Source organism: Pseudomonas sp. VA159-2, from assembly GCF_024126635.1.
Taxonomy (GTDB): domain Bacteria; phylum Pseudomonadota; class Gammaproteobacteria; order Pseudomonadales; family Pseudomonadaceae; genus Aquipseudomonas; species Aquipseudomonas muyukensis.
Genome location: NZ_JAMYBV010000032.1, coordinates 14,540 through 38,666 on the forward strand (window position 1 = coordinate 14,540; position 24,127 = coordinate 38,666).

At 64.5% G+C, this 24,127-nt stretch carries 29 protein-coding genes; 18 read left to right on the forward strand and 11 right to left on the reverse strand.

The genetic code is table 11. The features are described 5' to 3' along the window. The first annotated feature begins 9 nt into the window (after window positions 1-9). Entirely contained in the window at window positions 10-861 is an 852-nt protein-coding gene (locus tag NJG22_RS22060) for a carbon-nitrogen hydrolase family protein (protein WP_253097721.1), read from the forward strand. A 2-nt stretch (window positions 862-863) separates the two neighbouring features. After that, window positions 864-2,303: a metalloprotease TldD gene (gene tldD, locus NJG22_RS22065; RefSeq protein WP_253097722.1), complete on the forward strand. Its 1,440-nt coding sequence runs from the start codon at window positions 864-866 to the stop codon at window positions 2,301-2,303. A 107-nt stretch (window positions 2,304-2,410) separates the two neighbouring features. Here tldD and yjgA read toward each other — a convergent pair whose 3' ends face one another. Further along, window positions 2,411-2,932 carry a ribosome biogenesis factor YjgA gene (gene yjgA / locus NJG22_RS22070; RefSeq protein WP_253097723.1) on the reverse strand — a complete coding sequence of 174 codons (522 nt, stop codon included), beginning with the start codon at window positions 2,930-2,932 and terminating at the stop codon, window positions 2,411-2,413. A 109-nt stretch (window positions 2,933-3,041) separates the two neighbouring features. Here yjgA and pmbA point away from each other — a divergent pair, with 109 nt between their 5' ends. From pmbA to NJG22_RS22100, 6 genes are all read left to right on the forward strand, one after another. Then, window positions 3,042-4,388 carry a metalloprotease PmbA gene (pmbA, locus tag NJG22_RS22075; RefSeq protein WP_253097724.1) on the forward strand — a complete coding sequence of 449 codons (1,347 nt, stop codon included), beginning with the start codon at window positions 3,042-3,044 and terminating at the stop codon, window positions 4,386-4,388. 152 nt (window positions 4,389-4,540) lie between these two features. Next, on the forward strand, window positions 4,541-4,942 hold the full coding sequence (locus tag NJG22_RS22080) for a FagA protein (RefSeq protein WP_253097725.1): 402 nt from the start codon (window positions 4,541-4,543) through the stop codon (window positions 4,940-4,942). Continuing rightward, window positions 4,935-6,311 carry a class II fumarate hydratase FumC gene (fumC, locus tag NJG22_RS22085; protein ID WP_253097726.1) on the forward strand — a complete coding sequence of 459 codons (1,377 nt, stop codon included), beginning with the start codon at window positions 4,935-4,937 and terminating at the stop codon, window positions 6,309-6,311. The genes NJG22_RS22080 and fumC overlap by 8 nt, the downstream gene beginning before the upstream one ends. A 25-nt stretch (window positions 6,312-6,336) precedes the next feature. After that, window positions 6,337-6,798, forward strand: a complete 462-nt coding sequence (locus NJG22_RS22090; RefSeq protein ID WP_253097727.1) for a DUF2753 domain-containing protein — start codon at window positions 6,337-6,339, stop codon at window positions 6,796-6,798. A gap of 1 nt (window position 6,799) precedes the next feature. Continuing rightward, window positions 6,800-7,411: a superoxide dismutase gene (locus tag NJG22_RS22095; protein ID WP_253097728.1), complete on the forward strand. Its 612-nt coding sequence runs from the start codon at window positions 6,800-6,802 to the stop codon at window positions 7,409-7,411. Between the two features lie 11 nt (window positions 7,412-7,422). Next, entirely contained in the window at window positions 7,423-8,316 is an 894-nt protein-coding gene (locus tag NJG22_RS22100; protein ID WP_253097738.1) for a ZIP family metal transporter, read from the forward strand. Window positions 8,317-8,466: 150 nt separating this feature from the next. Here NJG22_RS22100 and NJG22_RS22105 read toward each other — a convergent pair whose 3' ends face one another. From NJG22_RS22105 to NJG22_RS22150, 10 genes are all read right to left on the reverse strand, one after another. Next, window positions 8,467-8,739 carry an HPr family phosphocarrier protein gene (locus NJG22_RS22105; protein WP_217849928.1) on the reverse strand — a complete coding sequence of 91 codons (273 nt, stop codon included), beginning with the start codon at window positions 8,737-8,739 and terminating at the stop codon, window positions 8,467-8,469. Window positions 8,740-8,761: 22 nt separating this feature from the next. Then, a complete protein-coding gene (gene rapZ / locus NJG22_RS22110) occupies window positions 8,762-9,616 on the reverse strand; it encodes an RNase adapter RapZ (RefSeq protein ID WP_253097729.1) in 855 nt (284 codons plus the stop codon). A gap of 2 nt (window positions 9,617-9,618) precedes the next feature. Continuing rightward, complete coding sequence (gene ptsN / locus NJG22_RS22115) at window positions 9,619-10,083, reverse strand: PTS IIA-like nitrogen regulatory protein PtsN (RefSeq protein WP_253097730.1); 465 nt, start codon at window positions 10,081-10,083, stop codon at window positions 9,619-9,621. Window positions 10,084-10,095: 12 nt separating this feature from the next. Beyond that, window positions 10,096-10,404: a ribosome-associated translation inhibitor RaiA gene (gene raiA / locus NJG22_RS22120; protein ID WP_054894382.1), complete on the reverse strand. Its 309-nt coding sequence runs from the start codon at window positions 10,402-10,404 to the stop codon at window positions 10,096-10,098. Window positions 10,405-10,482: 78 nt separating this feature from the next. Further along, entirely contained in the window at window positions 10,483-11,976 is a 1,494-nt protein-coding gene (locus NJG22_RS22125; protein WP_253097731.1) for an RNA polymerase factor sigma-54, read from the reverse strand. A 174-nt stretch (window positions 11,977-12,150) separates the two neighbouring features. Further along, complete coding sequence (lptB, locus tag NJG22_RS22130; RefSeq protein WP_134693902.1) at window positions 12,151-12,876, reverse strand: LPS export ABC transporter ATP-binding protein; 726 nt, start codon at window positions 12,874-12,876, stop codon at window positions 12,151-12,153. After that, window positions 12,877-13,401, reverse strand: coding sequence for a lipopolysaccharide transport periplasmic protein LptA (gene lptA / locus NJG22_RS22135; RefSeq protein WP_134693903.1), 525 nt, complete (start codon window positions 13,399-13,401; stop codon window positions 12,877-12,879). It lies immediately after the preceding gene. Continuing rightward, window positions 13,388-13,960 carry an LPS export ABC transporter periplasmic protein LptC gene (gene lptC, locus NJG22_RS22140; protein ID WP_253097732.1) on the reverse strand — a complete coding sequence of 191 codons (573 nt, stop codon included), beginning with the start codon at window positions 13,958-13,960 and terminating at the stop codon, window positions 13,388-13,390. Before lptC ends, lptA begins: the two co-directional genes overlap by 14 nt. Before the next feature lie 8 nt (window positions 13,961-13,968). After that, window positions 13,969-14,493, reverse strand: coding sequence for an HAD family hydrolase (locus tag NJG22_RS22145; RefSeq protein WP_217849916.1), 525 nt, complete (start codon window positions 14,491-14,493; stop codon window positions 13,969-13,971). Continuing rightward, complete coding sequence (locus tag NJG22_RS22150) at window positions 14,494-15,468, reverse strand: KpsF/GutQ family sugar-phosphate isomerase (protein WP_217849914.1); 975 nt, start codon at window positions 15,466-15,468, stop codon at window positions 14,494-14,496. 244 nt (window positions 15,469-15,712) lie between these two features. On the opposite strand from NJG22_RS22150, the gene NJG22_RS22155 reads away from it, so the two are divergent. The 10 genes from NJG22_RS22155 to hisC all read left to right on the forward strand — a co-directional run bounded on the left by NJG22_RS22155 (window position 15,713) and on the right by hisC (window position 23,635). Continuing rightward, complete coding sequence (locus tag NJG22_RS22155) at window positions 15,713-16,522, forward strand: ATP-binding cassette domain-containing protein (RefSeq protein WP_217849912.1); 810 nt, start codon at window positions 15,713-15,715, stop codon at window positions 16,520-16,522. Then, window positions 16,522-17,319 (forward strand): lipid asymmetry maintenance ABC transporter permease subunit MlaE, encoded by a 798-nt coding sequence (gene mlaE, locus NJG22_RS22160; protein ID WP_217849910.1) that lies wholly within the window; start codon window positions 16,522-16,524, stop codon window positions 17,317-17,319. The genes NJG22_RS22155 and mlaE overlap by 1 nt, the downstream gene beginning before the upstream one ends. Beyond that, on the forward strand, window positions 17,319-17,804 hold the full coding sequence (gene mlaD, locus NJG22_RS22165) for an outer membrane lipid asymmetry maintenance protein MlaD (RefSeq protein WP_217849909.1): 486 nt from the start codon (window positions 17,319-17,321) through the stop codon (window positions 17,802-17,804). The genes mlaE and mlaD overlap by 1 nt, the downstream gene beginning before the upstream one ends. 9 nt (window positions 17,805-17,813) lie before the next feature. After that, window positions 17,814-18,467 (forward strand): phospholipid-binding protein MlaC, encoded by a 654-nt coding sequence (locus NJG22_RS22170; RefSeq protein WP_253097733.1) that lies wholly within the window; start codon window positions 17,814-17,816, stop codon window positions 18,465-18,467. Continuing rightward, the gene (locus NJG22_RS22175) at window positions 18,464-18,766 is read left to right on the forward strand and encodes an STAS domain-containing protein (RefSeq protein ID WP_217849901.1); all 303 of its coding nucleotides are present in this window, start codon (window positions 18,464-18,466) and stop codon (window positions 18,764-18,766) included. The genes NJG22_RS22170 and NJG22_RS22175 overlap by 4 nt, the downstream gene beginning before the upstream one ends. Before the next feature lie 118 nt (window positions 18,767-18,884). Next, complete coding sequence (locus NJG22_RS22180; RefSeq protein WP_134693912.1) at window positions 18,885-19,124, forward strand: BolA family protein; 240 nt, start codon at window positions 18,885-18,887, stop codon at window positions 19,122-19,124. 23 nt (window positions 19,125-19,147) lie between these two features. Further along, on the forward strand, window positions 19,148-20,413 hold the full coding sequence (gene murA, locus NJG22_RS22185) for a UDP-N-acetylglucosamine 1-carboxyvinyltransferase (RefSeq protein WP_217849899.1): 1,266 nt from the start codon (window positions 19,148-19,150) through the stop codon (window positions 20,411-20,413). Between the two features lie 85 nt (window positions 20,414-20,498). Beyond that, entirely contained in the window at window positions 20,499-21,134 is a 636-nt protein-coding gene (gene hisG, locus NJG22_RS22190) for an ATP phosphoribosyltransferase (protein WP_011532429.1), read from the forward strand. Between the two features lie 126 nt (window positions 21,135-21,260). Beyond that, window positions 21,261-22,583: a histidinol dehydrogenase gene (hisD, locus tag NJG22_RS22195; protein ID WP_253097734.1), complete on the forward strand. Its 1,323-nt coding sequence runs from the start codon at window positions 21,261-21,263 to the stop codon at window positions 22,581-22,583. A gap of 2 nt (window positions 22,584-22,585) precedes the next feature. Further along, window positions 22,586-23,635, forward strand: a complete 1,050-nt coding sequence (hisC, locus tag NJG22_RS22200) for a histidinol-phosphate transaminase (RefSeq protein WP_253097735.1) — start codon at window positions 22,586-22,588, stop codon at window positions 23,633-23,635. Window positions 23,636-24,127: the final 492 nt, after the last annotated feature.

The window sequence follows — 24,127 nt, forward strand, 5'->3', positions numbered from 1 at the left end:
GGGGTGGTCATGACGTCAGCTGTGATCCAGATGGTCAGCCAGGACGACGTCCTGGCCAATCTGCAACGCGCCACGGCGCTGCTGGAGCGGGCCGCAGCTGGCGGCGCACGGCTGGCGGTGCTGCCGGAAAACTTCGCCGCCATGGGCCGGCGCGATGCAGCCGCGATCGGCCGCGCCGAGGCCTTGGGCGAGGGGCCGATCCTGCCGTGGTTGAAACGCACCGCCCGTGACCTCAGGTTATGGATTGTCGCCGGTACCTTGCCGCTACCCCCGCTCGGCCAGCCAAAGGCCAAGGCGCATGCCTGCTCGCTGCTGGTCGACGAACACGGCGAGATTGCCGCGCGCTACGACAAGCTGCACCTGTTCGACGTGGATGTGGCCGACAGCCGCGGGCGTTACCGGGAGTCCGATGACTATGCCCACGGCAGCCAGGTGGTGGTGGCCGACACGCCGGTGGGCCGCCTGGGCCTGTCGGTGTGCTACGACCTGCGTTTCCCCGAGCTGTACAGCGCCTTGCGCGCCGCCGGGGCCGAATTGATCAGCGCCCCGGCGGCGTTCACCGCGGTGACCGGGGCGGCGCACTGGGAAGTGCTGATTCGCGCACGGGCCATCGAGACCCAGTGCTATGTACTGGCGGCGGCCCAGGGCGGCGTCCATCCAGGGCCACGGGAAACCCATGGCCAAGCGGCGATCATCGACCCCTGGGGGCGGATCGTCGCGCAACAGGCGCGGGGCGAAGCGGTATTGCTCGCCACCCGCGATCCTGAAGAACAAGCGTCCATCCGGGCGCGCATGCCGGTGCTGACCCACCGGCGCTTTTTCTCGCAGGACGCGTTGCGGCCTGCGCATACCTCGGAGTGACTATGAGCGAGATTCTATCCACCGTCAGCGAGCAGCTCCTGGCCCCCGGCGGTTTGACCCTAGACAGCCTGCAGACGGTACTGGGCGACCTGGCCGGGCCCGGCATCGACGCCGCCGACCTGTACTTCCAGGGCCAGGTCTCGGAAACCTGGGCGCTTGAAGACGGCATCGTCAAAGAGGGCAGTTTCAACCTCGACCAGGGCGTGGGCGTGCGTGCCCAGTCCGGCGAGAAGACCGGCTTTGCCTATAGCAACGCGATCAACCTCGAAGCCCTGACCTCGGCGGCGCGTGCCGCCCGCTCGATCTCCCGCGCCGGGCAGCACGGCACGGTCCAGGCCTTCCGCAGCCAGGCGGTGACCGCGCTGTATGGCCAGGACAACCCGCTGGATGTGCTCAGCCGTGCCGAGAAAGTCGAGCTGCTCAAGCGGGTCGATGTTGCCACCCGCGCCCTCGATCCGCGTATCCAGCAGGTCAGCGTGAGCATGGCCGGTGTCTGGGAGCGCATCCTGGTGGCTGCTGCCGACGGCAGCCTGGCCGCCGACGTGCGTCCGCTGGTGCGCTTCAACGTCAGCGTGATCGTCGAGCACAACGGCCGTCGCGAGCGCGGCGGGCAGGGTGGCGGCGGGCGTACCGACTACCGCTACTTCACTGAAGAGCGGGTGATGGGCTATGCCCGCGAGGCGCTGCGCCAGGCGCTGGTCAACCTCGAGGCGATCCCGGCCCCGGCTGGCACGCTGCCAGTGGTGCTCGGCTCGGGCTGGTCCGGCGTGCTGCTGCACGAGGCCGTGGGGCATGGCCTGGAAGGCGACTTCAACCGCAAGGGCAGCTCGGCGTTCAGTGGCAGGATCGGTGAAAAAGTCGCCTCGAGCCTGTGCACCATCGTCGATGACGGCACGCTCGCAGGCCGCCGTGGCTCGCTGAGTGTCGACGACGAAGGCACGCCGACCGAGTGCACCACGCTGATCGAGAACGGCATCCTCAAGGGCTACATGCAGGACAAGCTCAATGCCCGCCTGATGGGCATGGCGCTAACCGGCAACGGCCGCCGCGAGTCCTACGCCCACCTGCCGATGCCGCGCATGACCAACACCTACATGCGCGCTGGCGACAGCGACCCGGAGGAAATCATCCGGTCGGTGAAGAAGGGTATCTACTGCGCCAACCTCGGCGGTGGCCAGGTGGACATCACCAGTGGCAAGTTCGTGTTCTCCACCAGCGAGGCCTACCTGATCGAGGACGGCAAGATTACCGCGCCGGTCAAGGGCGCGACCCTGATCGGTAACGGGCCGGAAGCGATGAGCCGGGTGTCGATGGTCGGCAACGACCTGGCGCTGGACAGCGGCGTGGGCACGTGTGGGAAGGATGGGCAGTCGGTGCCGGTGGGCGTTGGCCAGCCGACCCTGAAGCTGGATGCGATCACCGTCGGTGGTACCGGGGCTTGATCAATGATCGCGGGGCCAGTCCCGTCGGCGCGCCGCCGCTGCCACGCAGGCCCGCGAAGGCTGCGTGGGAGCGGTGGTGCGCCGCTGCGACCTGCCCCGCGATGGCCTCAACGCAGGCCGCGCTGGACCTCGTCGAGGTCGCGGATGTACTTGAACACCTTGCGCGCCGCGGCGGGCGGCTTGTTCCGCGCCTTTTCGTGCTGGGCATGACGGATCAGCGAGCGCAGGTGCTGGCGATCGGTGTCGGGGTACTCGTTGACGAAGCGCTCGAGGTCCTCGTCGTTGCCGTCGACCAGGCGGTCGCGCCAGCGCTCGAGGCCGTGGAAGCGTTCGTTGTACTGGCGGGTGGAGCTGTCGACCTGCTCGAGCATGGCATGGATGGCGTCCAGGTCCTGCACGCGCATCAGCTTGCCGACGAACGACATGTGGCGTTTGCGGGCGCCATGGGCGGTGTGCTTGCTGGCTTCGTCCAGGGCCTTGCGCAGTTCGTCGGTGAGCGGCAGGCGCGCCAGGGTATCGGCCTTGAGCGTGGTCAGGCGCTCGCCGAGTTCGACCAGCGCATGCAGCTCGCGCTTGATCTGGGTTTTGCTTTTTTCGCCATCGAAGGCGTCGTCGTAAGAATCAACCATGGGGGCAGTCCGCAGGAAATCGCCGCCATGATAACCAGTCGGGGGCCACTTGTCCGGCCCGGTCGTAGAATGACCCAAGCCGTACGCAGAATTTTCAGTGGAGAGAACCATGAGTGCAGTCCAGAGCGTAGGCCCCAAGGACCTGCCGGCGTTGCAGGAACAGGTCGAGGCGATCGTCGCCGAGGCGCGCCGCCAGGGCGCCAGCGCCTGCGAAGTGGCGGTGTCGCTGGAGCAGGGCCTGTCCACCACGGTGCGCCAGCGTGAAGTCGAGACGGTCGAGTTCAATCGCGATCAGGGCTTCGGCATCACCCTCTACGTTGGCCAGCGCAAAGGCTCGGCCAGCACCTCGGCGAGCGGCCCTGATGCCATTCGTGAAACCGTCGCCGCGGCCTTGGCGATAGCCAAACATACCTCCGAGGACCAGTGCTCCGGCCTTGCCGACGCGGCGCTGATGGCCCGCGAAATCCCCGACCTGGACCTGTACCACGACTGGGATATCGAGCCGGAGCAGGCCATCGAGATGGCACTGACCTGCGAGGCCGCCGCCTTCGACGCCGACCCGCGTATCCTCAATGCCGATGGCACCACCCTCAACACCCACCAGGGCGTGCGGGTGTATGGCAACAGCCACGGCTTCATCGGTGGCTACGCCTCCACCCGGCACAGCCTGAGCTGCGTGATGATCGCCGAGGGCGACGGGCAGATGCAGCGCGACTACTGGTACGACGTCAACCGCCAGGGCAACTTGCTGGCCGACCCGCGCAGCATTGGCCAACGCGCCGCGCAGCGCGCCGCCAGCCGCCTGGGCGCGCGCCCGGTGCCGACCTGCGAGGTGCCGGTGCTGTTCTCGGCGGAGCTGGCGGGCGGGCTGTTCGGCAGCTTCCTTTCGGCCATTTCCGGAGGCAACCTGTACCGCAAGTCATCGTTTCTCGAAGGCAGCATCGGCCAGCGCCTGTTTCCTACCTGGCTGACCCTCGACGAGCGCCCGCACATTCCGCGTGCGCTGGGCAGCGCGGCGTTCGATGGCGATGGCCTGGCGACCTATGCCAAGCCGTTCGTCGACAAGGGCGAGTTGGTGTCCTACATCCTCGGGACCTATTCGGGGCGCAAGCTGCAGTTGCCCAGCACCGCCAACGCCGGGGGCGTGCACAACCTGTACGTGACCCATGGCGTGGAAGACCAGGCCGCCCTGATCCGGCGCATGGGCCGCGGCTTGTTGGTCACCGAGTTGATGGGCCATGGCCTGAACATGGTCACTGGCGATTATTCCCGTGGCGCGGCGGGCTTCTGGGTCGAGAATGGCGAGATCCAGCATGCCGTGCAGGAAGTGACCATTGCCGGCAACATGAAGGACATGTTCCAGCAGATCGTCGCCATTGGCAGCGATATCGAGACCCGCAGCAATATCCATAGCGGCTCGGTGCTGATCGAGCGGATGACGGTGGCGGGCAGCTGACTGACGCCTTGTGCGCAGGGGGCTGGGAGCGGTCCCGCTCATGCCTGGCAAAGAACCCGGCCATCGCGCCGGGTTTTTATTTGCCCTTCGCCCACCTTGAACTGATTCTATTTATCAATTAATAATGAATATCATTATCCAGTAACCCGGCGATGATGTTCATGAAACCTGTCCTCCACGAACTGCCCTACCTGGAAAACTGGCGCTGGCTCAGCCGGCGTATCCGTTGCGCCCTCGCACCTGACGAGCCGCGCCTGATCGACCATTACCTGGCCGAGGGGCGCTACCTGGTGTGCTGCACCGAAACCTCGCCCTGGACAGTCGCCCTGACCGCCCTGCGCTTGCTGCTGGATACCGCCAACGACCGCATGTTGCCTTGGCACTGGCGCTGCCTGTGCCTGGACCAGGCCTGGCGCCCGTTGCTCGACCTGCGCAACCTCGACCGCTGCGAGCACAACCAGCGCTGGCAACCCTATGCGATGCAGCTCGCCAATTGCGTGCTGCTGCCGTCGATTTCTCCCGAAGAACTGATGCAAGGACTTGAAGATGAGTGATACCCGTATCGAGCGCGACAGCATGGGTGAACTGCAGGTGCCGGCCCAAGCCCTGTACGGCGCCCAGACCCAGCGCGCGGTCGACAACTTCCCGGTCAGCGGCCAGCCGATGCCGGCCCAGTTCATCCGCGCGTTGCTGCTGGCCAAGGCCGCGGCGGCCAAGGCCAACATCGAGCTTTCGCAACTGAGCGCGGGGCAGGGCGAGGCCATCGTCAAGGCGGTGGAGCAACTGCTGGCCGGCGACTTCATCCAGCACTTCCCGGTGGATGTGTTCCAGACCGGCTCCGGCACCAGCTCGAACATGAACGCCAACGAGGTGATCGCCACCCTGGCCAGCCGGGTGCTGGGCGAGCCGGTCAACGCCAATGACCATGTCAATTGCGGCCAGAGCAGCAACGACATCATCCCCACTAGCATCCACGTCAGCGCCGCGCTGGCCCTGCACGAGCAGTTGTTGCCTGCCCTGGGCCACCTGAACCAGGTGATCGAGGCCAAGGCCGTCGAGGTGCACAAATACGTCAAGACCGGCCGCACCCACCTGATGGACGCCATGCCGGTGCGCATGAGCCAGGTGCTCGGCGGCTGGGCGGCGCAGATCAAGGGCGCCCAGGCGCACCTCGAAGCGACCCTGCCGAGCTTGCAGGCACTGGCCCAGGGCGGCACCGCGGTAGGCACCGGGATCAACGCCCATCCACAGTTCGCCGCCGGCTTCGCCCGCCAGCTCAGCGGGCTGACCGGAGTCGCGTTCACCCCGGGCGATAACCTGTTCGCCCTGATCGGCTCCCAGGACACCGCGGTGGCCCTGTCCGGCCAGCTCAAGACTACCGCCGTGGCGCTGATGAAGATCGCCAACGACTTGCGCTGGATGAACTCTGGCCCGCTCGCCGGCCTTGGCGAGATCGAGCTGCAAGGCCTGCAGCCGGGGTCGTCGATCATGCCGGGCAAGGTCAACCCGGTGATCCCGGAGGCCACCGCCATGGTCGCCGCCCAGGTGATCGGCAACGACGCCACCATCGCCGTCGCCGGCCAGTCGGGCAACTTCGAGCTGAACGTGATGCTGCCGGTGATCGCCCGCAACCTGCTGGAGAGCATCGAGCTGATGGCCAACGTCAGCCGCCTGCTGGCCGACAAGGCCATCGCCAGCTTCAAGGTCAACGAGGGCAAGCTCAAGGAGGCGTTGTCGCGCAACCCGATCCTGGTCACCGCGCTCAACCCGATCATTGGCTACCTCAAGGCCGCCGAGATCGCCAAGACCGCCTACCAGCAGGGTCGACCGATCATCGACGTGGCGCTGGAGCACACCGACCTGTCGCGTGACCAGCTCGAGGCGTTGCTGGACCCAGAAAAACTCACCGCCGGCGGCATCTGAGCCAGGGCCGCCCAGGAGGCACGTCATGCAGCACTGGAGACGCACCACGCAAACCGCCAATCGCCTGTTCGAACAGGGCGAGCTGGTCGACGCCCGGGAGCATTACCTGCAAGCGCTGGCCCTGGCCCAGGTGCTGTTCGAGCGCTGGCATGACGCCGACGAGGCGGTGGCCGCGCTGGTCATCGCCCACCACAACCTGGCCGACCTGCACCTGCGCCTGAACCAGCCCCAGGAAAGCGCCGACTACCTGTGCGCCGCCCACCAGCGGCTGCTCCAGGCCAGCCAGGCGCAGCACCTGCCCCAGGCGCTGCGTGAGGCCGCCTTGCGCCATAGCGCACGGACCTACACCGAGTTGCTGAGTTTCATTGCCGAATACGGCCAGTACCCGCGCACCGAGCGCCTGCTCAATCGCCAGGCAGCGGTGGCCAGCGAACTGGTCGCGCACACGGATATCGCTCATCGCACACCTGCCTACGGAATCCACTGACATGCCCCATACCTTGCCTGCATTGCCTTACGCCTACGCTGCGCTGGAGCCGCACATCGATACCCAGACCATGGAGATCCACCACAGCAAGCACCACCAGACCTACATCAACAACCTGAACGTCGCCATCGAGGGCACCGAGTGGGCCGAATGGCCGGTGGAACGGCTGGTCGGCGCGGTCAAGCAGCTGCCCGAGAAGCTGCAAGGGGCGGTGATCAACCAAGGGGGTGGCCATGCCAATCACAGCCTGTTCTGGACCGTCATGTCGCCCAAGGGCGGCGGCCAGCCCGCAGGGCAGGTGGCCCAGGCCATCGATGCCCAGCTCGGCGGTTTCGAAGCCTTCAAGGAGGCCTTCACCAAAGCTGCGTTGACCCGCTTCGGCAGCGGCTGGGCCTGGCTCAGCGTCACCGCGGACAAGCAGCTGGTGGTGGAGAGCAGCGGCAACCAGGACAGCCCGCTGATGCACGGCAACACCCCGATCCTCGGCCTGGACGTCTGGGAGCATGCCTACTACCTGAAGTACCAGAACCGTCGTCCGGAATATATCGGCGCCTTCTACAACGTGGTCGATTGGGCCGAAGTGGAACGCCGCTACCTTGAAGCCTTGAAGTGAGCCAGGCCGGTATGCGTACCGAGGTGATGTCTGTCGGCAGTGTGCGCCTGTTTCGTCTGGCGCTGGGAACCTTGCTGTTGCTGGTCGGCACTGCGTTGCTGGTGGCCCGCGGCATCGCCTGGCTGGACCTGGAACCGCGCATGTTGCGCGCCCTCGAAGGGGGCGCCCTGTGCGCGCTGGGCACGGCCCTGGGTGCGGTACCGGTGCTGGTGATCCGCAACATGCCGGTGGCCGTGGCCGACACCTTGCTCGGCTTTGGCGCCGGGGTGATGTTGGCGGCCACGGCGTTTTCCCTGATCATTCCCGGGCTGGATGCCGCCCAGGCCATCGGTTTCAGCCCTTGGGGCGCCGGTGGGCTGGTTAGCAGCGGCCTGCTGTTCGGCGCGCTGTGCCTGTTCCTGATCGACCTGAAAGTGTCCGGGGCCTCGCCCGAGGCGCTGGTCGGTACCGCGCAGCAGCCGGTGATCGCGGCGCGGATCTGGCTGTTCGTCATCGCCATCATCGCCCACAACATTCCCGAGGGCATGGCCATCGGCGTATCCGCCGGGGGCGGCATGCCCGATGCCGACAGCCTGGCCATGGGCATTGCCCTGCAGGATGTGCCGGAAGGGCTGGTGATCGCGTTGGTGCTGGCCGGGGCGGGCATGCCGCGGTTCAAGGCATTTCTGATTGGGGCGGCGTCCGGCCTGGTCGAACCCTTGGCGGCGGTGGTCTGCGCCTGGCTGGTGAACATTGCCGAGTTGCTGTTGCCGCTGGGCCTGGCCTGCGCGGCGGGGGCGATGCTGCTGGTGGTGACCCAGGAGATCATCCCCGAGTCGCGCAGCAACGGTCACCACCGTTTGGCGAGCCTGGGGCTGTGTGTCGGGTTCTGCCTGATGATGGTGATGGACACGGCGATGTCCTGAGCCTGGCCCTGCCCTCTGTAGGAGCGGCCTTGTGTCGCGAAAGGGGGCGAGGCGCCCCGCGATTCATGCATCAAACCAATATTGCTGGGGCCGCTATGCGGCCCTTTTTCGCGACACAAGGCCGCTCCTACAGGCGCCGCGTTGTATCAGTCACTCGCCTTCGTCGAAGAAGTTCTCGATCAGCGCGACCAGCGCCTCCATGGCTTCAGCGTCCTGCTCGCCTTCGGTGTGCAGGTGTACCGGCGTGCCCTTGCCGGCGGCCAGCATCATCACTGCCATGATGCTCTTGCCATCCACCAGCTTGTCTGGCGCGCGACCCACCCGTACCTGGCAAGGAAAGCGCCCGGCCACGCCGACGAACTTGGCAGCCGCACGGGCGTGCAGGCCCAGCTTGTTGATGATGGTGATTTCGCGGGCGGGCATCGTGGGGCGGATATCCTGTGGGCTAGAGGTCGCGATGGCGGACCTGGACGTTTTTCAGGGATTGCTGGAGCAACTGGCCGAGCCGCTCGGTGATGTACACCGAACGGTGATGGCCACCGGTGCAGCCAATGGCCACGGTGACATAGGCGCGGTTGCTGGCGGCGAAGCGCGGCAGCCACTTGAGCAGGTAGCTGGAGATGTCCTGGAACATCTCCTCGACGTCCGGCTGGGCTGCCAGGTAGTCGATCACCGGCTGTTCGAGGCCGGAATGCTCGCGAAGTTCCGGCTTCCAGTAGGGGTTGGGCAGGCAGCGCACGTCGAACACCACGTCGGCATCCACCGGCATGCCGCGCTTGAAGCCAAACGACTCGACCAGGAACGCGGTCCCCGGCTCCGGCTGGTTGAGCAGGCGCAGCTTGATCGAGTCACGCAACTGGTACAGGTTCAAATTGGTGGTGTCGATCTTGAGGTCGGCCAGGTCGGCGATCGGCCCCAGCAGTTCGCTTTCGACGCGAATGGCCTCGGCCAGCGAACGGCTGTCGTTGGTCAGCGGGTGGCGGCGGCGGGTTTCCGAGAAGCGCTTTAGCAGGGTGTCCTCGTCGGCATCCAGGTACAACACGTCACACTGGATGTGCCGCGCGCGCGCCTCCTGGAGCAGGTCCGGGAAGCGTGACAGGTGGCTGGGCAGGTTGCGCGCGTCGATGGAAACGGCCACCTTGGGCTGCAGCAGCTCGGTGTTGATCAGCGCGTTTTCCGCCAACTGCGGTAACAGGCCCGCCGGCAGGTTGTCGATGCAGTAGTAGCCGTTGTCTTCCAGTACGTCGAGGGCGGTGCTCTTGCCGGAGCCGGAGCGGCCGCTGACGATGATCAGGCGCATGGTCAGTGCTCGTTCTGTACGTCCAGGACGACCTGGAACAGGGCCTCGCTGCTGTCGGCGGCACGCAGGCGCTCGCGAACCTCCTTGCGATCGAGCATGCTGGCGATCTGGCGCAGCAGTTCAAGGTGGGCATCGGTGGCAGCTTCCGGGACCAGCAGCACGAACAGCAGGTCGACCGGGGCACCGTCGATGGCGTCGTAATCGATGGGGGCGTCCAGGTGCAGCAAGGCGCTCACTGGCGCGGTGCAGCCCACAAGCCGGCAATGGGGAATGGCGATGCCATTGCCAAAACCGGTGGAGCCCAGCTTTTCGCGAGCGATGAGCTTGTCGAAGACGTCTTGCATCTCCAGCTCGGGCACTTGCTCGGCGATCAGGGTGGCGACCTTTTCCAGGGCGCGCTTTTTACTGCCGCCCGGCACGTTCACCAGGGAACGGCCGGGGGTCAGGATGGTTTCAAGTCGGATCATGGATGAGGGGGATCAGCGGGCGGCTGCACCTTGCAGCAGGCTTTGCTGTTTTTCCTTGTGTTTTTTCAGTTGGCGGTCGAGCTTGTCAGCCAGGGCATCGATCGCGGCATACATGTCTTGGTGTTCGGCGTTGGCGACCACTTCGCCACCGGGAATCTGGAGTGTGGCTTCAACCTTCTGCTGCAGCTTTTCGACTTTCATGATCACCGTTGCATTGGTGATCTTGTCGAAATGGCCCTCTACGCGGGCGAGCTTCTCGAGCACGTACTCGCGCAGTGGTTGGGTGACTTCTACATGCTGTCCACTGATGTTGACTTGCATACAGCTTCTCCTTTGTTGCCCGTGCATAAAGAGGCAGGTCTTGCACCTGCCACTGAAACGCTGTGGCACATCCCGGGGCTACATCAGTCGCTTGCGCTCGCTCGAAGGGGCGATCCCCAACGACTCGCGGTACTTGGCGACGGTGCGACGGGCTACCTGGATGCCTTGTGCCTCCAGTAAACCAGCGATCTTGCTGTCACTCAATGGCTTTTTCTGATTTTCCGCCGCCACCAGTTTCTTGATGATCGCGCGGATCGCCGTGGACGAGCATTCGCCGCCTTCGGCGGTGCTGACGTGGCTCGAGAAAAAGTATTTCAGTTCGTAGATGCCACGTGGCGTGTGCATGTATTTCTGCGTGGTCACCCGCGAGATGGTCGACTCGTGCATGCCCACCGCCTCGGCGATGTCGTGCAGTACCAGCGGCTTCATGGCCTCGTCGCCGTGGTCGAGGAAACCGCGCTGGTGCTCGACGATCTGCGTGGCTACCTTCATCAGCGTCTCGTTGCGGCTTTGCAGGCTCTTGATGAACCAGCGCGCTTCTTGCAACTGGTTGCGCATGAAGGTGTTGTCGGCGCTGGTGTCGGCGCGGCGGACGAACCCAGCGTACTGCGGGTTGACGCGCAGGCGCGGCACCGCTTCCTGGTTGAGCTCGACCAGCCAGCGCTCGCTGTCCTTGCGCACGATCACGTCCGGCACCACGTACTCCGGCTCGCTGGATTCGATCTGCGAGCCCGGGCGTGGGTTCAGGGTCTGTACCAGCTCGATGACCTGGCGCAGCTCGTCTTCCTTGAGCTTCATGCGCCGCATCAGCTGGCTGTAGTCGCGGCTGCCGAGCAAATCGATGAAATCGCTGACCAGGCGCTGCGCCTCGCTCATCCACGGCGTCGAGGCCGGCAGTTGGCGCAGTTGCAGCAACAGGCATTCACCCAGCGAGCGGGCGCCGATGCCGGCAGGTTCGAATTGCTGGATGCGGTGCAGCACCGCCTCGACTTCATCCAGCTCGATGTCGAGCTCAGGGTCGAAACCTGCGCAGATTTCCTCGAGGGTGTCCTCCAGGTAGCCCTGTTCGTTGATGCTGTCGATCAGGGTCACCGCGATCAGGCGGTCGGTGTCGGACATCGGCGCCAGGTTGAGCTGCCAGAGCAGGTGGCTCTGCAGGCTCTCGCCCACCGAGGTGCGGGTGGTGAAGTCCCACTCGTCGTCATCGTTGCTGGGCAGGCTGCTGGCGCTGGTCTGGTAGATGTCTTCCCAGGCGGTGTCGACGGGCAGTTCGTTGGGAATGCGCTCGGCCCACTCGCCGTCTTCCAGGGTTTCGGCGCTGGTGGTCGGCTCCTGGAAGCTGTTGTCCTGGGCTTCGGCGGCTGGCTTGCTTTCGGCGTTGTCCGCCATTGGGTCGCTGTTGTCGAAATCGTCGCCGTCTTCCTGGCGTTCGAGCATCGGATTGGATTCCAGCGCTTCCTGGATTTCCTGCTGGAGGTCCAGGGTAGAGAGCTGGAGCAGACGGATGGCCTGTTGCAACTGCGGGGTCATCGTCAGTTGCTGGCCCATTTTTAGGACGAGCGATGGTTTCATGGCAGGGGCTTAATACCTTGTTCGCCGGCGCGCATGCGCCATCCACTACACGTAGGGCGCTTGGGCGCCGATTTTAAGCAAGTTATATGCCTGAAATTGCAGCGTTTGCCTAGAGCACTGTAACAACTTAAGCCTCGAACGGCTGCCTGCGCCAGTGCTCCGGGCAGGCTGGGATCAGAGTCGGAACTCGTGCCCCAGGTACACTTCCTTGACCAACTGGTTGGCCAGGATGGTCTCGGCGTCGCCTTCGGCGATCAGCTGACCATCGTTGACGATGTAGGCGGTTTCGCAGATGTCCAGGGTCTCGCGAACGTTGTGGTCGGTGATCAGTACGCCGATGCCCTTGTTCTTGAGGTGGTGGATGATCTGCTTGATGTCGCCGACCGAGATCGGGTCGACACCGGCGAAGGGTTCGTCCAGCAGGATGAACTTGGGCGCGGTGGCCAGGGCGCGGGCAATCTCGACACGGCGGCGTTCGCCACCGGACAGGCTCATGCCCAGGTTGTCGCGGATATGGCTGATGTGGAACTCCTGCAACAGGCTTTCCAGCTCCTTGCGCCGGCCATCGCGGTCGAGGTCCTTGCGGGTCTCGAGGATTGCCATGATGTTGTCGGCCACCGACAGCTTGCGGAAGATCGAGGCTTCCTGCGGCAGGTAGCCGATGCCGGCCTGGGCACGGCCGTGCATGGGCTGGTGGCTGACGTCGTGGCTGTCGATCAGCACGCGTCCCTGGTCGGCCTGGACCAGGCCGACGATCATGTAGAAGCAGGTGGTCTTGCCGGCGCCGTTGGGGCCGAGCAGGCCGACGATCTGGCCGCTGTCGATCGACAGGCTGACGTCGCGCACGACTTGCCGGCCCTTGTAGCTCTTGGCCAGGTGCTGGGCTTTGAGGGTTGCCATTTACTCGGCCTTTTTCTTCGGTTGAATGACCATGTCGATACGCTGACGCGGTGCAGTCACGTTGCCACCACGGCCGGCGGTCGCCACCTGGGACTTGGTGTTGTAGACGATCTTCTCGCCTTCGGTGGTGTTGCCTTCGTTCTCGACCTTGGCGCGGTCGGTCAGGATTACCGTGTCCTTTTGCGCCTGGTACTGGATGGTCACCGCCCAGCCTTTCATCTTGTCCGCCTTGGCGGCACTCTGCTGCTGCTCGAAGTAGGCCAGGTTGCCCACCGAGGTGACCACGTCGATGTCGCCGTTGGCGGCGCGGGTCATGGTCACGGTGTTGCCTTTGATCATCATCGAGCCTTGGGTGATGATCACGTCGCCGGTGTAGGTGGCCACGCCTTGCTTGTCGTCCAGGTGGGCGTTGTCCGCCTGGATGCGGATCGGCTGGTCACGGTCGTTCGGCAGGGCGAAGGCGCTCGCGCTTCCCAGTGCTACGCCCAGGCTGAGCAGAAGGGGGATGGTTTTAACGAGCCTCATACTGTCCTCTTACGTTAGAGAGCAGGTCCATCCTGCCTTCTTTCAAATACGCTTTCATTCCTTTGCCCGTAGTCGTGCCACCGGCGCCGTCGATTCTAACGGCTTGCTCGGTCTGCGCATATTGCTTCTGCGGGAACACAGTCATGCGTGTGCTGGTGATGATGGTTTCGCGTTGCTTCTCGTCGGTGCGCGCCACGCGCACGTCGTCGATCAGTTCCACCTCGCTGCCGTCCGGGTTGACCTCGGCGCGCTTGCTCTGCACGTGCCATGGATACTCGGTGCCACGGTACAGGTGCAGGTCGGGCGTGGTCACCAGGGTGACTTCGCTGGCCTTGAGATGCTCGACCTTGGCGGCGGTCATTTCGTACTGCAGCTTGCCGTCGGGCAGGAACTGCACGCTGTGGGCGTTGATGGCGTAGTAGTCGATGGCGCTTTCGTCGACCTGGGTCGCGGGCTGCTCGAGGAAGCTCTCGGGGCTGATGTTCCAGTAGCCGACCGCCGCCAGTACGGCGGCGATCACGCCAAGCAGCGCAAAATTGCGAACTTTCTTGCTGAACATGGGTGGCCTTACAGGTAGTTGGCGTTGGCAGCGTCCAGGGTACCCTGGGCCTGCATGATCAGTTCGCAGAACTCGCGGGCGGCGCCTTCGCCGCCGCGGGCCTGCGTGACACCGTGGGCGTGCTGGCGCACGAACGGTGCGGCGTTGTGCACGGCCATGCCCAGGCCCACCCGGCGGATCACCGGCAGGTCGGGCAGGTCGTCGCCCAGGTAGGCGACCTGCTCATAGCTTAGATTGAGTTCGGCGAGCAGGCCGTCGAGCACCACCAGTTTGTCCTCGCGGCCCTGGAACAGGTGGGGGATGCCGAGGTTCTTCGCCCGGCGCTCGACCACCGGGGTCTTGCGCCCGCTGATGATGGCCGTGGTCACGCCCGCGGCCATGAGCATCTTGATGCCGTGGCCGTCGAGGGTGTTGAAGGTCTTGAACTCGCTGCCGTCCTCGAGGAAGTACAGGCGCCCGTCGGTAAGCACGCCGTCGACGTCGAACACCGCCAGCTTGATGGCCTTGGCACGTTGCATCAGGTCCTGGTTCATTTACATCACTCCGGCGCGCAACAGGTCGTGCATGTTCAGGGCGCCGGTCGGGCGGTCCGCCTGATCGACCACCACCAGTGCGCTGATCTTGTGGTCTTCCATGATTTTCAGCGCCTCGGCGGCGAGCATCTCGGCGCGGGCGGTCTTGCCGTGCACGGTCATGACCTCGTCGATCAGGGTCTTGTGCACGTCGATGTTGCGGTCCAGGCTGCGGCGCAGGTCGCCGTCGGTGAAGACCCCGGCCAGCTTGCCGTCGTTGCCCAGGACCACGGTCATGCCCAGACCTTTGCGAGACATTTCAAGCAGCGCGTCCTTGAGCAGGGTGCCGGTCTTGACCACCGGCAGTTCGTCGCCGGCGTGCATGACGTTTTCGACCTTCAGCAACAGGCGACGGCCGAGGGCCCCCCCGGGGTGCGAGAAGGCGAAGTCCTCGGCGGTGAAGCCGCGGGCCTCGAGCAGGGCGATGGCCAGGGCGTCGCCCAGTGCCAATGCGGCGGTGGTCGAGGAGGTGGGCGCCAGGTTGAGCGGGCAGGCTTCCTGGGCGACGCTGGCGTCGAGGTTGACCTCGGCGGCCTGGGCCAGGGGCGAATCGGGGTTGCCGGTCAGGCTGATCATCTGGATGCCCAGGCGCTTGATCAGCGGCAGCAGGGTGACGATCTCGGCGGTGCTGCCGGAATTGGACAGGGCAAGAATGACATCGTCGCGGGTGATCATGCCCATGTCGCCATGGCTGGCCTCGGCCGGATGCACGAAGAATGCCGGGGTGCCGGTGCTGGCCAGGGTGGCGGCGATCTTGTTGCCGATGTGCCCCGACTTGCCCATGCCAACCACCACGACCCGGCCCTTGCTGGCCAGGATCAGTTCGCAAGCCTTGACGAAGTCGCCGTCGATACGGGCCAGCAGGGCCTCCACGGCCTCGAGTTCGAGGCGCAGGGTGCGCTGGGCGGATTGGATCAGCTCGCTGGATTGGGTCATGTCGAAACGCAATGCCTGATGAAAAGGCGGCGATTATAGCCGCAATGTGTGAAACGCTCATCCATCGAATGTCAGATGCCTGTCGCGCAACCCTGTCCGCACCCTGAACGAGTCAGGCGATGGCCTTGGGGCGGGCCTATCAGCGGTGCTATAGTTCGCCGCTATTCGGCCTGCCACGGGCGCGTGTGCCTTCATGATGAAGGCCGGCGTCAACTAGGCGAGGCTGCACTAGCAAGGAGTCTAGATGAGTGTGGATAGCGCCTGTGCGGTCGAGTTGAAGGGCGTCACCTTCAAGCGCGGTTCGCGCAGCATTTTCAGCAACGTGGACATTCGTATTCCGCGCGGCAAGGTCACCGGCATCATGGGGCCTTCGGGGTGCGGCAAGACCACCCTGCTGCGCCTGATGGGCGCGCAGCTGCGCCCGGCCAGCGGCGAAGTCTGGGTCAATGGCCAGAACCTGCCCGCGCTGTCGCGGGGCGACCTGTTCGATGCGCGCAAGCAGATGGGCGTGCTGTTCCAGAGCGGCGCGCTGTTCACCGACCTCGATGTCTTCGAGAACGTCGCCTTCCCGCTGCGCGTGCATACGCAGCTGTCGGACGAGATGATCCGCGACATCGTGCTCATGAAACTGCAGGCCGTGGGCCTGCGCGGCGCCATCGACCTGATGCCCGACGAACTGTCCGGCGGCATGAAACGCCGCGTGGCGCTGGCCCGGGCGATCGCCCTGGACCCACAGATCCTCATGTACGACGAACCGTTCGTCGGCCAGGACCCGATCGCCATGGGCGTGCTGGTGCGCCTGATCCGGCTGCTCAACGACGCCCTGGGCATCACCAGCATCGTGGTTTCCCACGACCTGGCGGAAACCGCCAGCATCGCCGACTACATCTATGTGGTCGGCGACGGCCAGGTCCTGGGGCAGGGCACGCCGGCCGAGCTGATGGGCTCGGACAACCCGCGCATCCGCCAATTCATGAAGGGTGACCCGGACGGTCCGGTACCTTTCCATTTCCCTGCGCCTGACTACCGCGCCGATCTGCTGGGGACGCGTTGATGCGCAGAAAATCCTTACTCGAACGTATTCGCCTGTTCGGCCGCTCGGCCATCGACGTGCTGGCCGTGCTGGGGCGCTCGTGCCTGTTCCTCGGGCATGCGCTGATCGGCCGTGGCGGCATCGGCGGCAGCTTCCAGCTGCTGGTCAAGCAGCTGTATTCGGTCGGCGTGCTGTCGCTGGCGATCATCGTCGTGTCCGGTGTGTTCATCGGCATGGTGCTGGCGCTGCAGGGCTACAGCATCCTCACCAAGTATGGCTCGGAGCAGGCGGTGGGGCAGATGGTCGCCCTGACCCTGCTGCGCGAGCTCGGGCCGGTGGTCACCGCCTTGCTGTTCGCCGGGCGCGCGGGCTCGGCGTTGACCGCCGAAATCGGCAACATGAAATCTACCGAGCAGTTGTCCAGCCTCGAGATGATCGGCGTCGACCCGCTCAAGTACATCGTTGCCCCGCGGCTGTGGGCCGGCTTCATCTCGCTGCCGCTGCTGGCGCTGATCTTCAGCGTGGTCGGTATCTGGGGCGGCTCGTGGGTTGCCGTGGACTGGCTGGGCGTCTACGAAGGCTCGTTCTGGGCCAACATGCAGAACAGCGTTTCTTTCGCCGACGACGTGATCAATGGCTTGATCAAGAGCCTGGTGTTCGCTTTCGTCGTGACCTGGATCGCCGTATTCCAGGGGTATGACTGCGAGCCCACCTCAGAAGGGATCAGCCGTGCCACTACCAAGACCGTGGTCTATGCCTCGCTGGCAGTCCTGGGTCTGGACTTTATTCTGACCGCCTTGATGTTTGGAGATTTCTGATGCAAAACCGCACCCTGGAAATCGGTGTCGGCCTGTTCCTCCTGGCCGGGATCCTGGCGCTGCTGCTGCTGGCCCTGCGTGTCAGCGGGCTGTCGGCCAGCCCGAGCAGCGACACGTACAAAGTTTACGCCTACTTCGACAATATCGCCGGTTTGACGGTCAGAGCTAAAGTGACCATGGCCGGTGTGACCATCGGCAAGGTCACGGCCATCGATCTGGACCGCGACTCGTACACCGGTCGGGTAACGCTGCAGCTGGACAAGAACGTCGACAACCTGCCGACCGACTCCACTGCCTCGATCCTGACCGCCGGCCTGCTGGGCGAGAAGTACATCGGCATCAGCGTGGGCGGCGAAGACGCGTTGCTCAAGGATGGCAGCACCATCCACGACACCCAGTCGGCGCTGGTGCTGGAAGATCTGATCGGCAAGTTCCTGCTCAACTCGGTGGGCAAGGAACCCAAAGAAGCTCAACCGGCTAACTAAGGAGTTTCCATGATTTCGATCCTGCGACGTGGCCTGCTGGTCCTGCTGGCGGCCTTCCCCCTGCTGGCCCTGGCGGCGCCGGGGCAATCCGCCCGTGATGTGATCCAGGGCACCACCAGCCAGTTGCTCAGCGACCTGAAGGCCAACAAGGCGCAGTACAAGGCCAACCCGGAGGCGTTCTACAGCGCCCTGAACAGTAACCTTGGGCCGGTGGTCGATGCCGATGGCATCTCCAAGAGCATCATGACCGTCAAGTATTCGCGCAAGGCCACGCCGGAGCAGATGCAGCGCTTCCAGGAGAACTTCAAGCGCAGCCTGATGCAGTTCTACGGCAACGCCCTGCTGGAATACGACAACCAGGGCATCACCGTCGACCCGGCGCGTGCCGAAGACGGCGATCGCACCAGCGTCGGCATGAAGATCACCGGCAACAACGGCGCGGTCTACCCGGTGCAGTACACCATGCAGAAGCTCGATGGCCAGTGGAAAGTGCGCAACGTCATCGTCAACGGCATCAACATCGGCAAGCTGTTCCGCGACCAGTTCCAGGACGCCATGCAGCGCAACGGCAACAACCTGGACAAGACCATCGACGGTTGGGCCGGCGAAGTGGCCAAGGCCAAGCAAGCCGCCGACAACTCGCCGGATAAGGAAGTCAAATGAGCGACGCCGCCGTGAGCATGGCCGAGCCGGGGGTCCTGGCCCTGGCCGGCGTGCTGGACTACCGCAGCGGCCCGGCCCTGCGCAAGCAGGGCAAGGCGCTGATCGCCGCCAGCCGCGAGGCGCACCTGGTGCTCGACTGCACGGCGGTGGTCAAGTCCAGCAGTGTCGGCCTGTCGCTGTTGCTGGCGTTCATGCGTGACGCCCAAGCCGCCGGCAAGGCCTGGGAACTGCGCGGCATGCCCAGCGACATGCGGGAAATCGCCGAGGTCTATGACCTCGACGAAGTACTGGCAGGCTGATGGCCTGGCACCCGGTGAAAGCCCCTCGGTCAGCGAGCCCGCGCATGGGCTTCGCAGGCGAGGGGCTTTTTTGTATGATGGCCGACCCGCGCGCGTTGGGCGCCGATCGAGGTTGAGCATGCAGGCCGTAGAAGTTAAAAGCTTTCTGGAAGAAAAAATGCCGGGAACCCGGGTCGAAGTTGAAGGCGAAGGCTGCAACTTCCAGTTGAACGTGATCAGCGACGAGCTGGCGGGCCAGAGCCCGGTCAAGCGTCAGCAGGCGATCTATGCTCACCTCAATCCATGGATCGCCAACGGCAGCATCCACGCGGTAACCATGAAATTCTTCAGCAGCGCAGCCTGGGCTGAGCGCACCTGAGCCAACTTGGCGGCGAGACACGAATGGACAAACTGATTATCACTGGCGGTGCACGCCTCGACGGCGAGATCCGCATTTCCGGCGCGAAGAACGCAGCCCTGCCGATTCTCTCGGCTACCCTGCTGGCCGATGGCCCGGTCACGGTTGGCAACCTGCCGCACCTGCACGACATCACCACCATGATCGAGCTGTTCGGGCGCATGGGCATCGAGCCTGTGATCGACGAGAAGCTCGCGGTGGAGATCGACCCGCGCACCATCAAGACCCTGGTCGCGCCGTACGAGCTGGTCAAGACCATGCGCGCCTCGATCCTGGTGCTTGGCCCGATGGTCGCCCGTTTCGGCGAGGCCGAAGTGGCCCTGCCCGGCGGTTGCGCCATTGGCTCGCGTCCGGTCGACCTGCACATCCGTGGCCTGGAAGCCATGGGGGCGAAGATCGAAGTCGAAGGTGGCTACATCAAGGCCAAGGCGCCTGAAGGCGGCCTGCGCGGCGCGCACTTCTTCTTCGACACCGTCAGCGTCACCGGTACCGAGAACATCATGATGGCCGCGGCCCTGGCCAAGGGCCGCAGCGTGCTGCAGAACGCTGCCCGCGAGCCGGAAGTGGTCGACCTGGCCAACTTCATCAACGCCATGGGTGGCAAGATCCAGGGTGCTGGCACCGACACCATCACCATCGATGGCGTCGAGCGCCTGCACTCGGCCAACTATCGCGTCATGCCCGACCGTATCGAGACCGGCACCTACCTGGTTGCCGCTGCCGTGACCGGTGGCCGCGTCAAGGTCAAGGACACCGATCCGACCATCCTCGAAGCCGTCCTCGAGAAGCTCAAGGAAGCTGGCGCCGACATCACCACCGGCGAGGACTGGATCGAGCTGGACATGCACGGCAAGCGGCCGAAGGCCGTCAACCTGCGCACCGCGCCGTACCCGGCGTTCCCCACCGACATGCAGGCGCAGTTCATCTCGCTCAATGCCATCGGCGAGGGCACTGGTGCGGTGATCGAGACCATCTTCGAGAACCGCTTCATGCACGTCTACGAGATGCATCGCATGGGCGCGCAGATCCAGGTCGAAGGCAACACCGCCATCGTCACCGGCGTCAGCAAGCTCAAGGGCGCCCCGGTGATGGCCACCGACCTGCGTGCGTCCGCCAGCCTGGTGCTGTCGGCGCTGGTCGCCGAAGGCGACACCTTGATCGACCGCATCTACCACATCGACCGTGGTTACGAGTGCATCGAGGAAAAACTGCAGATGCTGGGCGCGAAGATCCGTCGCGTACCGGGCTAGTCTGTACGGCGCAGGGACGCGCCCCGAATTTTATACAGCCGGGCTGTGCCCGGCTGGCTATAGCTGCTTAAGGACCGACGTTCCCATGTTGACCATCGCGCTATCCAAGGGCCGCATTCTCGACGATACCCTGCCGCTGCTGGCCGAAGCCGGTATCGTCCCGACCGAGAATCCGGACAAGAGCCGCAAGCTGATCATCCCCACCACGCAGGATGACGTACGCCTGCTCATCGTGCGCGCCACCGACGTGCCGACCTATGTCGAGCATGGTGCCGCCGACCTCGGGGTGGCCGGCAAGGACGTGCTGATGGAATACGGCGGCCAGGGCCTGTACGAGCCCCTGGACCTGCAGATCGCCCAATGCAAGCTGATGACCGCCGGCGTCACCGGTGCCCCTGAGCCCAAGGGCCGCCTGCGCGTGGCCACCAAGTTCGTCAACGTAGCCAAGCGCTACTACGCCGAGCAGGGCCGCCAGGTCGACATCATCAAGCTGTACGGCTCCATGGAGCTGGCCCCGTTGATCAACCTCGCCGACAAGATCATCGACGTGGTCGACACCGGCAACACCCTGCGTGCCAATGGCCTGGAGCCACAGGAACTGATCGCCACGATCAGCTCGCGCCTGGTGGTCAACAAGGCCTCCATGAAGATGCAGCACGCCCGTATCCAGAGCCTGATCGACACCCTGCGCAACGCTGTCGAATCGCGACACCGCGGCTGACTACTGCGCGCGACCTTTGCCGTCGCGCCCGTCTATCCGCGTCATAGCCTTCTTTCTCAGGTGCCCGCGCGGATGGAGTGGTAGCTTCAGGGCGCCTGAACATCCGCTAACAACGAGGCCCTCGCCATGACCGTGTCCACTGCAATTGCCCGTCTCAACGCCGCTGACCAGGATTTCGCCCGACATCTGGATCATCTGCTGAGCTGGGAAAGTGTGTCCGATGACGCGGTCAACCAGCGCGTGCTCGACATCATCAAGGCCGTGCGCGAGCGCGGCGACGCGGCGCTGGTGGAGTTCACCCAGCGTTTCGATGGCGTTGAGGCCCAGTCGATCGACGACCTGATCCTCGATCGCGAGCGCCTGGAACTGGCCCTGACCCGCATCACCCCGACCCAGCGCGAAGCCCTGGAGAAAGCCGCCAACCGCGTGCGTATCTACCACGAGCGGCAGAAGCAGGATTCCTGGCAGTACACCGAGGCCGACGGCACCGTGCTCGGGCAGAAGGTCACCCCACTGGACCGCGCCGGGCTGTATGTGCCGGGCGGCAAGGCGTCGTACCCCTCGTCGGTGCTGATGAACGCCATTCCGGCCAAGGTCGCCGGTGTCGGCGAGGTGGTGATGGTGGTACCGACCCCGCGTGGCGAGGTCAACGAGCTGGTGCTGGCGGCCGCCTGCATCGCCGGTGTCGACCGGGTCTTCACCGTCGGCGGGGCCCAGGCTGTCGCCGCCTTGGCCTACGGTACCGAGAGCGTGCCGCAGGTGGACAAGATCGTCGGCCCGGGCAATATCTACGTGGCTACCGCCAAGCGCCATGTGTTCGGCCAGGTCGGCATCGACATGATCGCCGGCCCGTCGGAAATCCTCGTGGTCTGCGACGGCCAGACCGATCCGGACTGGATCGCCATGGACCTGTTCTCCCAGGCCGAGCACGACGAGGATGCCCAGGCGATCCTGGTCAGCCCGGACGCCGCGTTCCTCGACCGTGTCGCCGCCAGCATCGACAAGTTGCTGTCGGGCATGGAGCGTGCCGAGATCATCGAGAAGTCGATCAATGGCCGTGGTGCGTTGATCCAGGTGCGTGACATGCAGCAGGCCATCGAGGTGGCCAACCGCATCGCGCCTGAGCACCTGGAGCTGTCGGTGGCCGATCCGCAGGCCTGGCTGGGGCAGATTCGCCACGCCGGCGCGATCTTCATGGGCCGCCACACCAGCGAGGCGCTGGGCGACTACTGCGCCGGCCCCAACCACGTGTTGCCGACCTCGGGTACTGCGCGGTTCTCGTCGCCGCTGGGGGTCTATGACTTCCAGAAGCGTTCGTCGATCATCTTCTGCTCCGAGCAGGGTGCCTCCGAGCTGGGCCACACCGCTTCGGTGCTGGCCCGTGGCGAATCGCTGACCGCCCACGCGCGCAGCGCCGAATACCGCATCCTCAACGAGAAGGGGAACTGAGCATGAGTCGTTTCTGGAGCCCTTTCGTCAAGGACCTGGTGCCTTACGTGCCGGGCGAGCAGCCCAAGCTGGCGCGCTTGGTCAAGCTCAACACCAACGAGAACCCTTATGGCCCGTCGCCCAAGGTGCTGGAGGCGATGCGTGGCGAGCTGAACGATAACCTGCGGCTGTACCCGGACCCCAACGGTGATCGGCTCAAGCAGGCTGTGGCCGAGTATTACCGCGTGACGCCGGCGCAGGTGTTCGTTGGTAATGGCTCGGACGAGGTACTGGCGCACATCTTCCACGGCCTGTTCCAGCATGACCGGGGGCCGCTGCTGTTCCCGGACGTGAGCTACAGCTTTTACCCGGTGTATTGCGGCCTGTACGGTATTGGGTTCGAGCAGGTGGCGCTGGATGAGCAGTTCCAGATTCGGGTTTCGGACTACAGCAAGCCCAATGCCGGGATCATTTTCCCCAACCCTAATGCGCCGACCGGTTGCCTGCTGGCGCTGGAAGCGATCGAGCAGTTGTTGCAGGCCAACCGGGATTCGGTGGTGGTGGTCGATGAGGCCTACATCGATTTCGGTGGTGAGACGGCCATCAGCCTGGTCGATCGCTATGACAACCTGCTGGTGACCCAGACCTTGTCCAAGTCGCGTTCGTTGGCGGGGCTGCGGGTTGGGTTGGCGGTTGGTCATCCGGACCTGATCGAGGCGTTGGAGCGGATCAAGAACAGCTTCAACTCGTATCCGTTGGATCGCATGGCGATTGTCGGGGCGGCGGCGGCGTTTGACGACCGTGAGTATTTCGATGAGACCTGTCGCAAGGTTATAGATAGCCGAGAGGTGCTGGTTGCCGAGTTGGTGGCGCGTGGGTTCGAGGTGTTGCCTTCGGCGGCGAACTTCATCTTTGCTCGGCATCCCGAGCAGGATGCGGCGGGGATCGCGGCGCGGTTGCGGGTGCAGGGGGTGATTGTGCGGCACTTCAAGCAGGAGCGGATTGCGCAGTTCCTGCGGATTACCATTGGGACGCCGGAGATGAATCGGGCTTTGCTTGATGCTTTGAATTAATTCCGGGGTTTTGACGGGGGCGGGTTGGGGGGCTGTGTAACTCCTGGTTCGCCCCTTGTTGTTGTTGTTGTTGTTGTTGTTGTTGTTGTTGTTGTTGTTGTTGTTGGGGGGTGTGGGTTTTGGTAGTTGTATGCGCATTCATTTATGATGTCGACGCATAGTCACCTTTCCGCCCTTACGGCGGCGCCTGCACTGACGCAGCTAATCGCTAGTTGAATTAGTGGGAACTCTGGATCGCATCGCGGGGCAAGCCCGCTTCCACGCCAAGCCTATAAAGTGGCCAATCGTGGGAGTGGGCTTTACCCTCGATGGCGTCGGGGCAAGCAACACAGTTCCAATTAACAAACCATAAATCTCTGCTCTTGATCTGCTGTTGATTTTGCTTCTAAGCGCGCGATAGTTCAGGCGCCGCCAATTGCGACTTCAGGAGGCCGAGTGGAGTTCTTGCGTAGTGGGGCGACGGCCATGGATGGCCGTCGAGCGCTGGGGCCC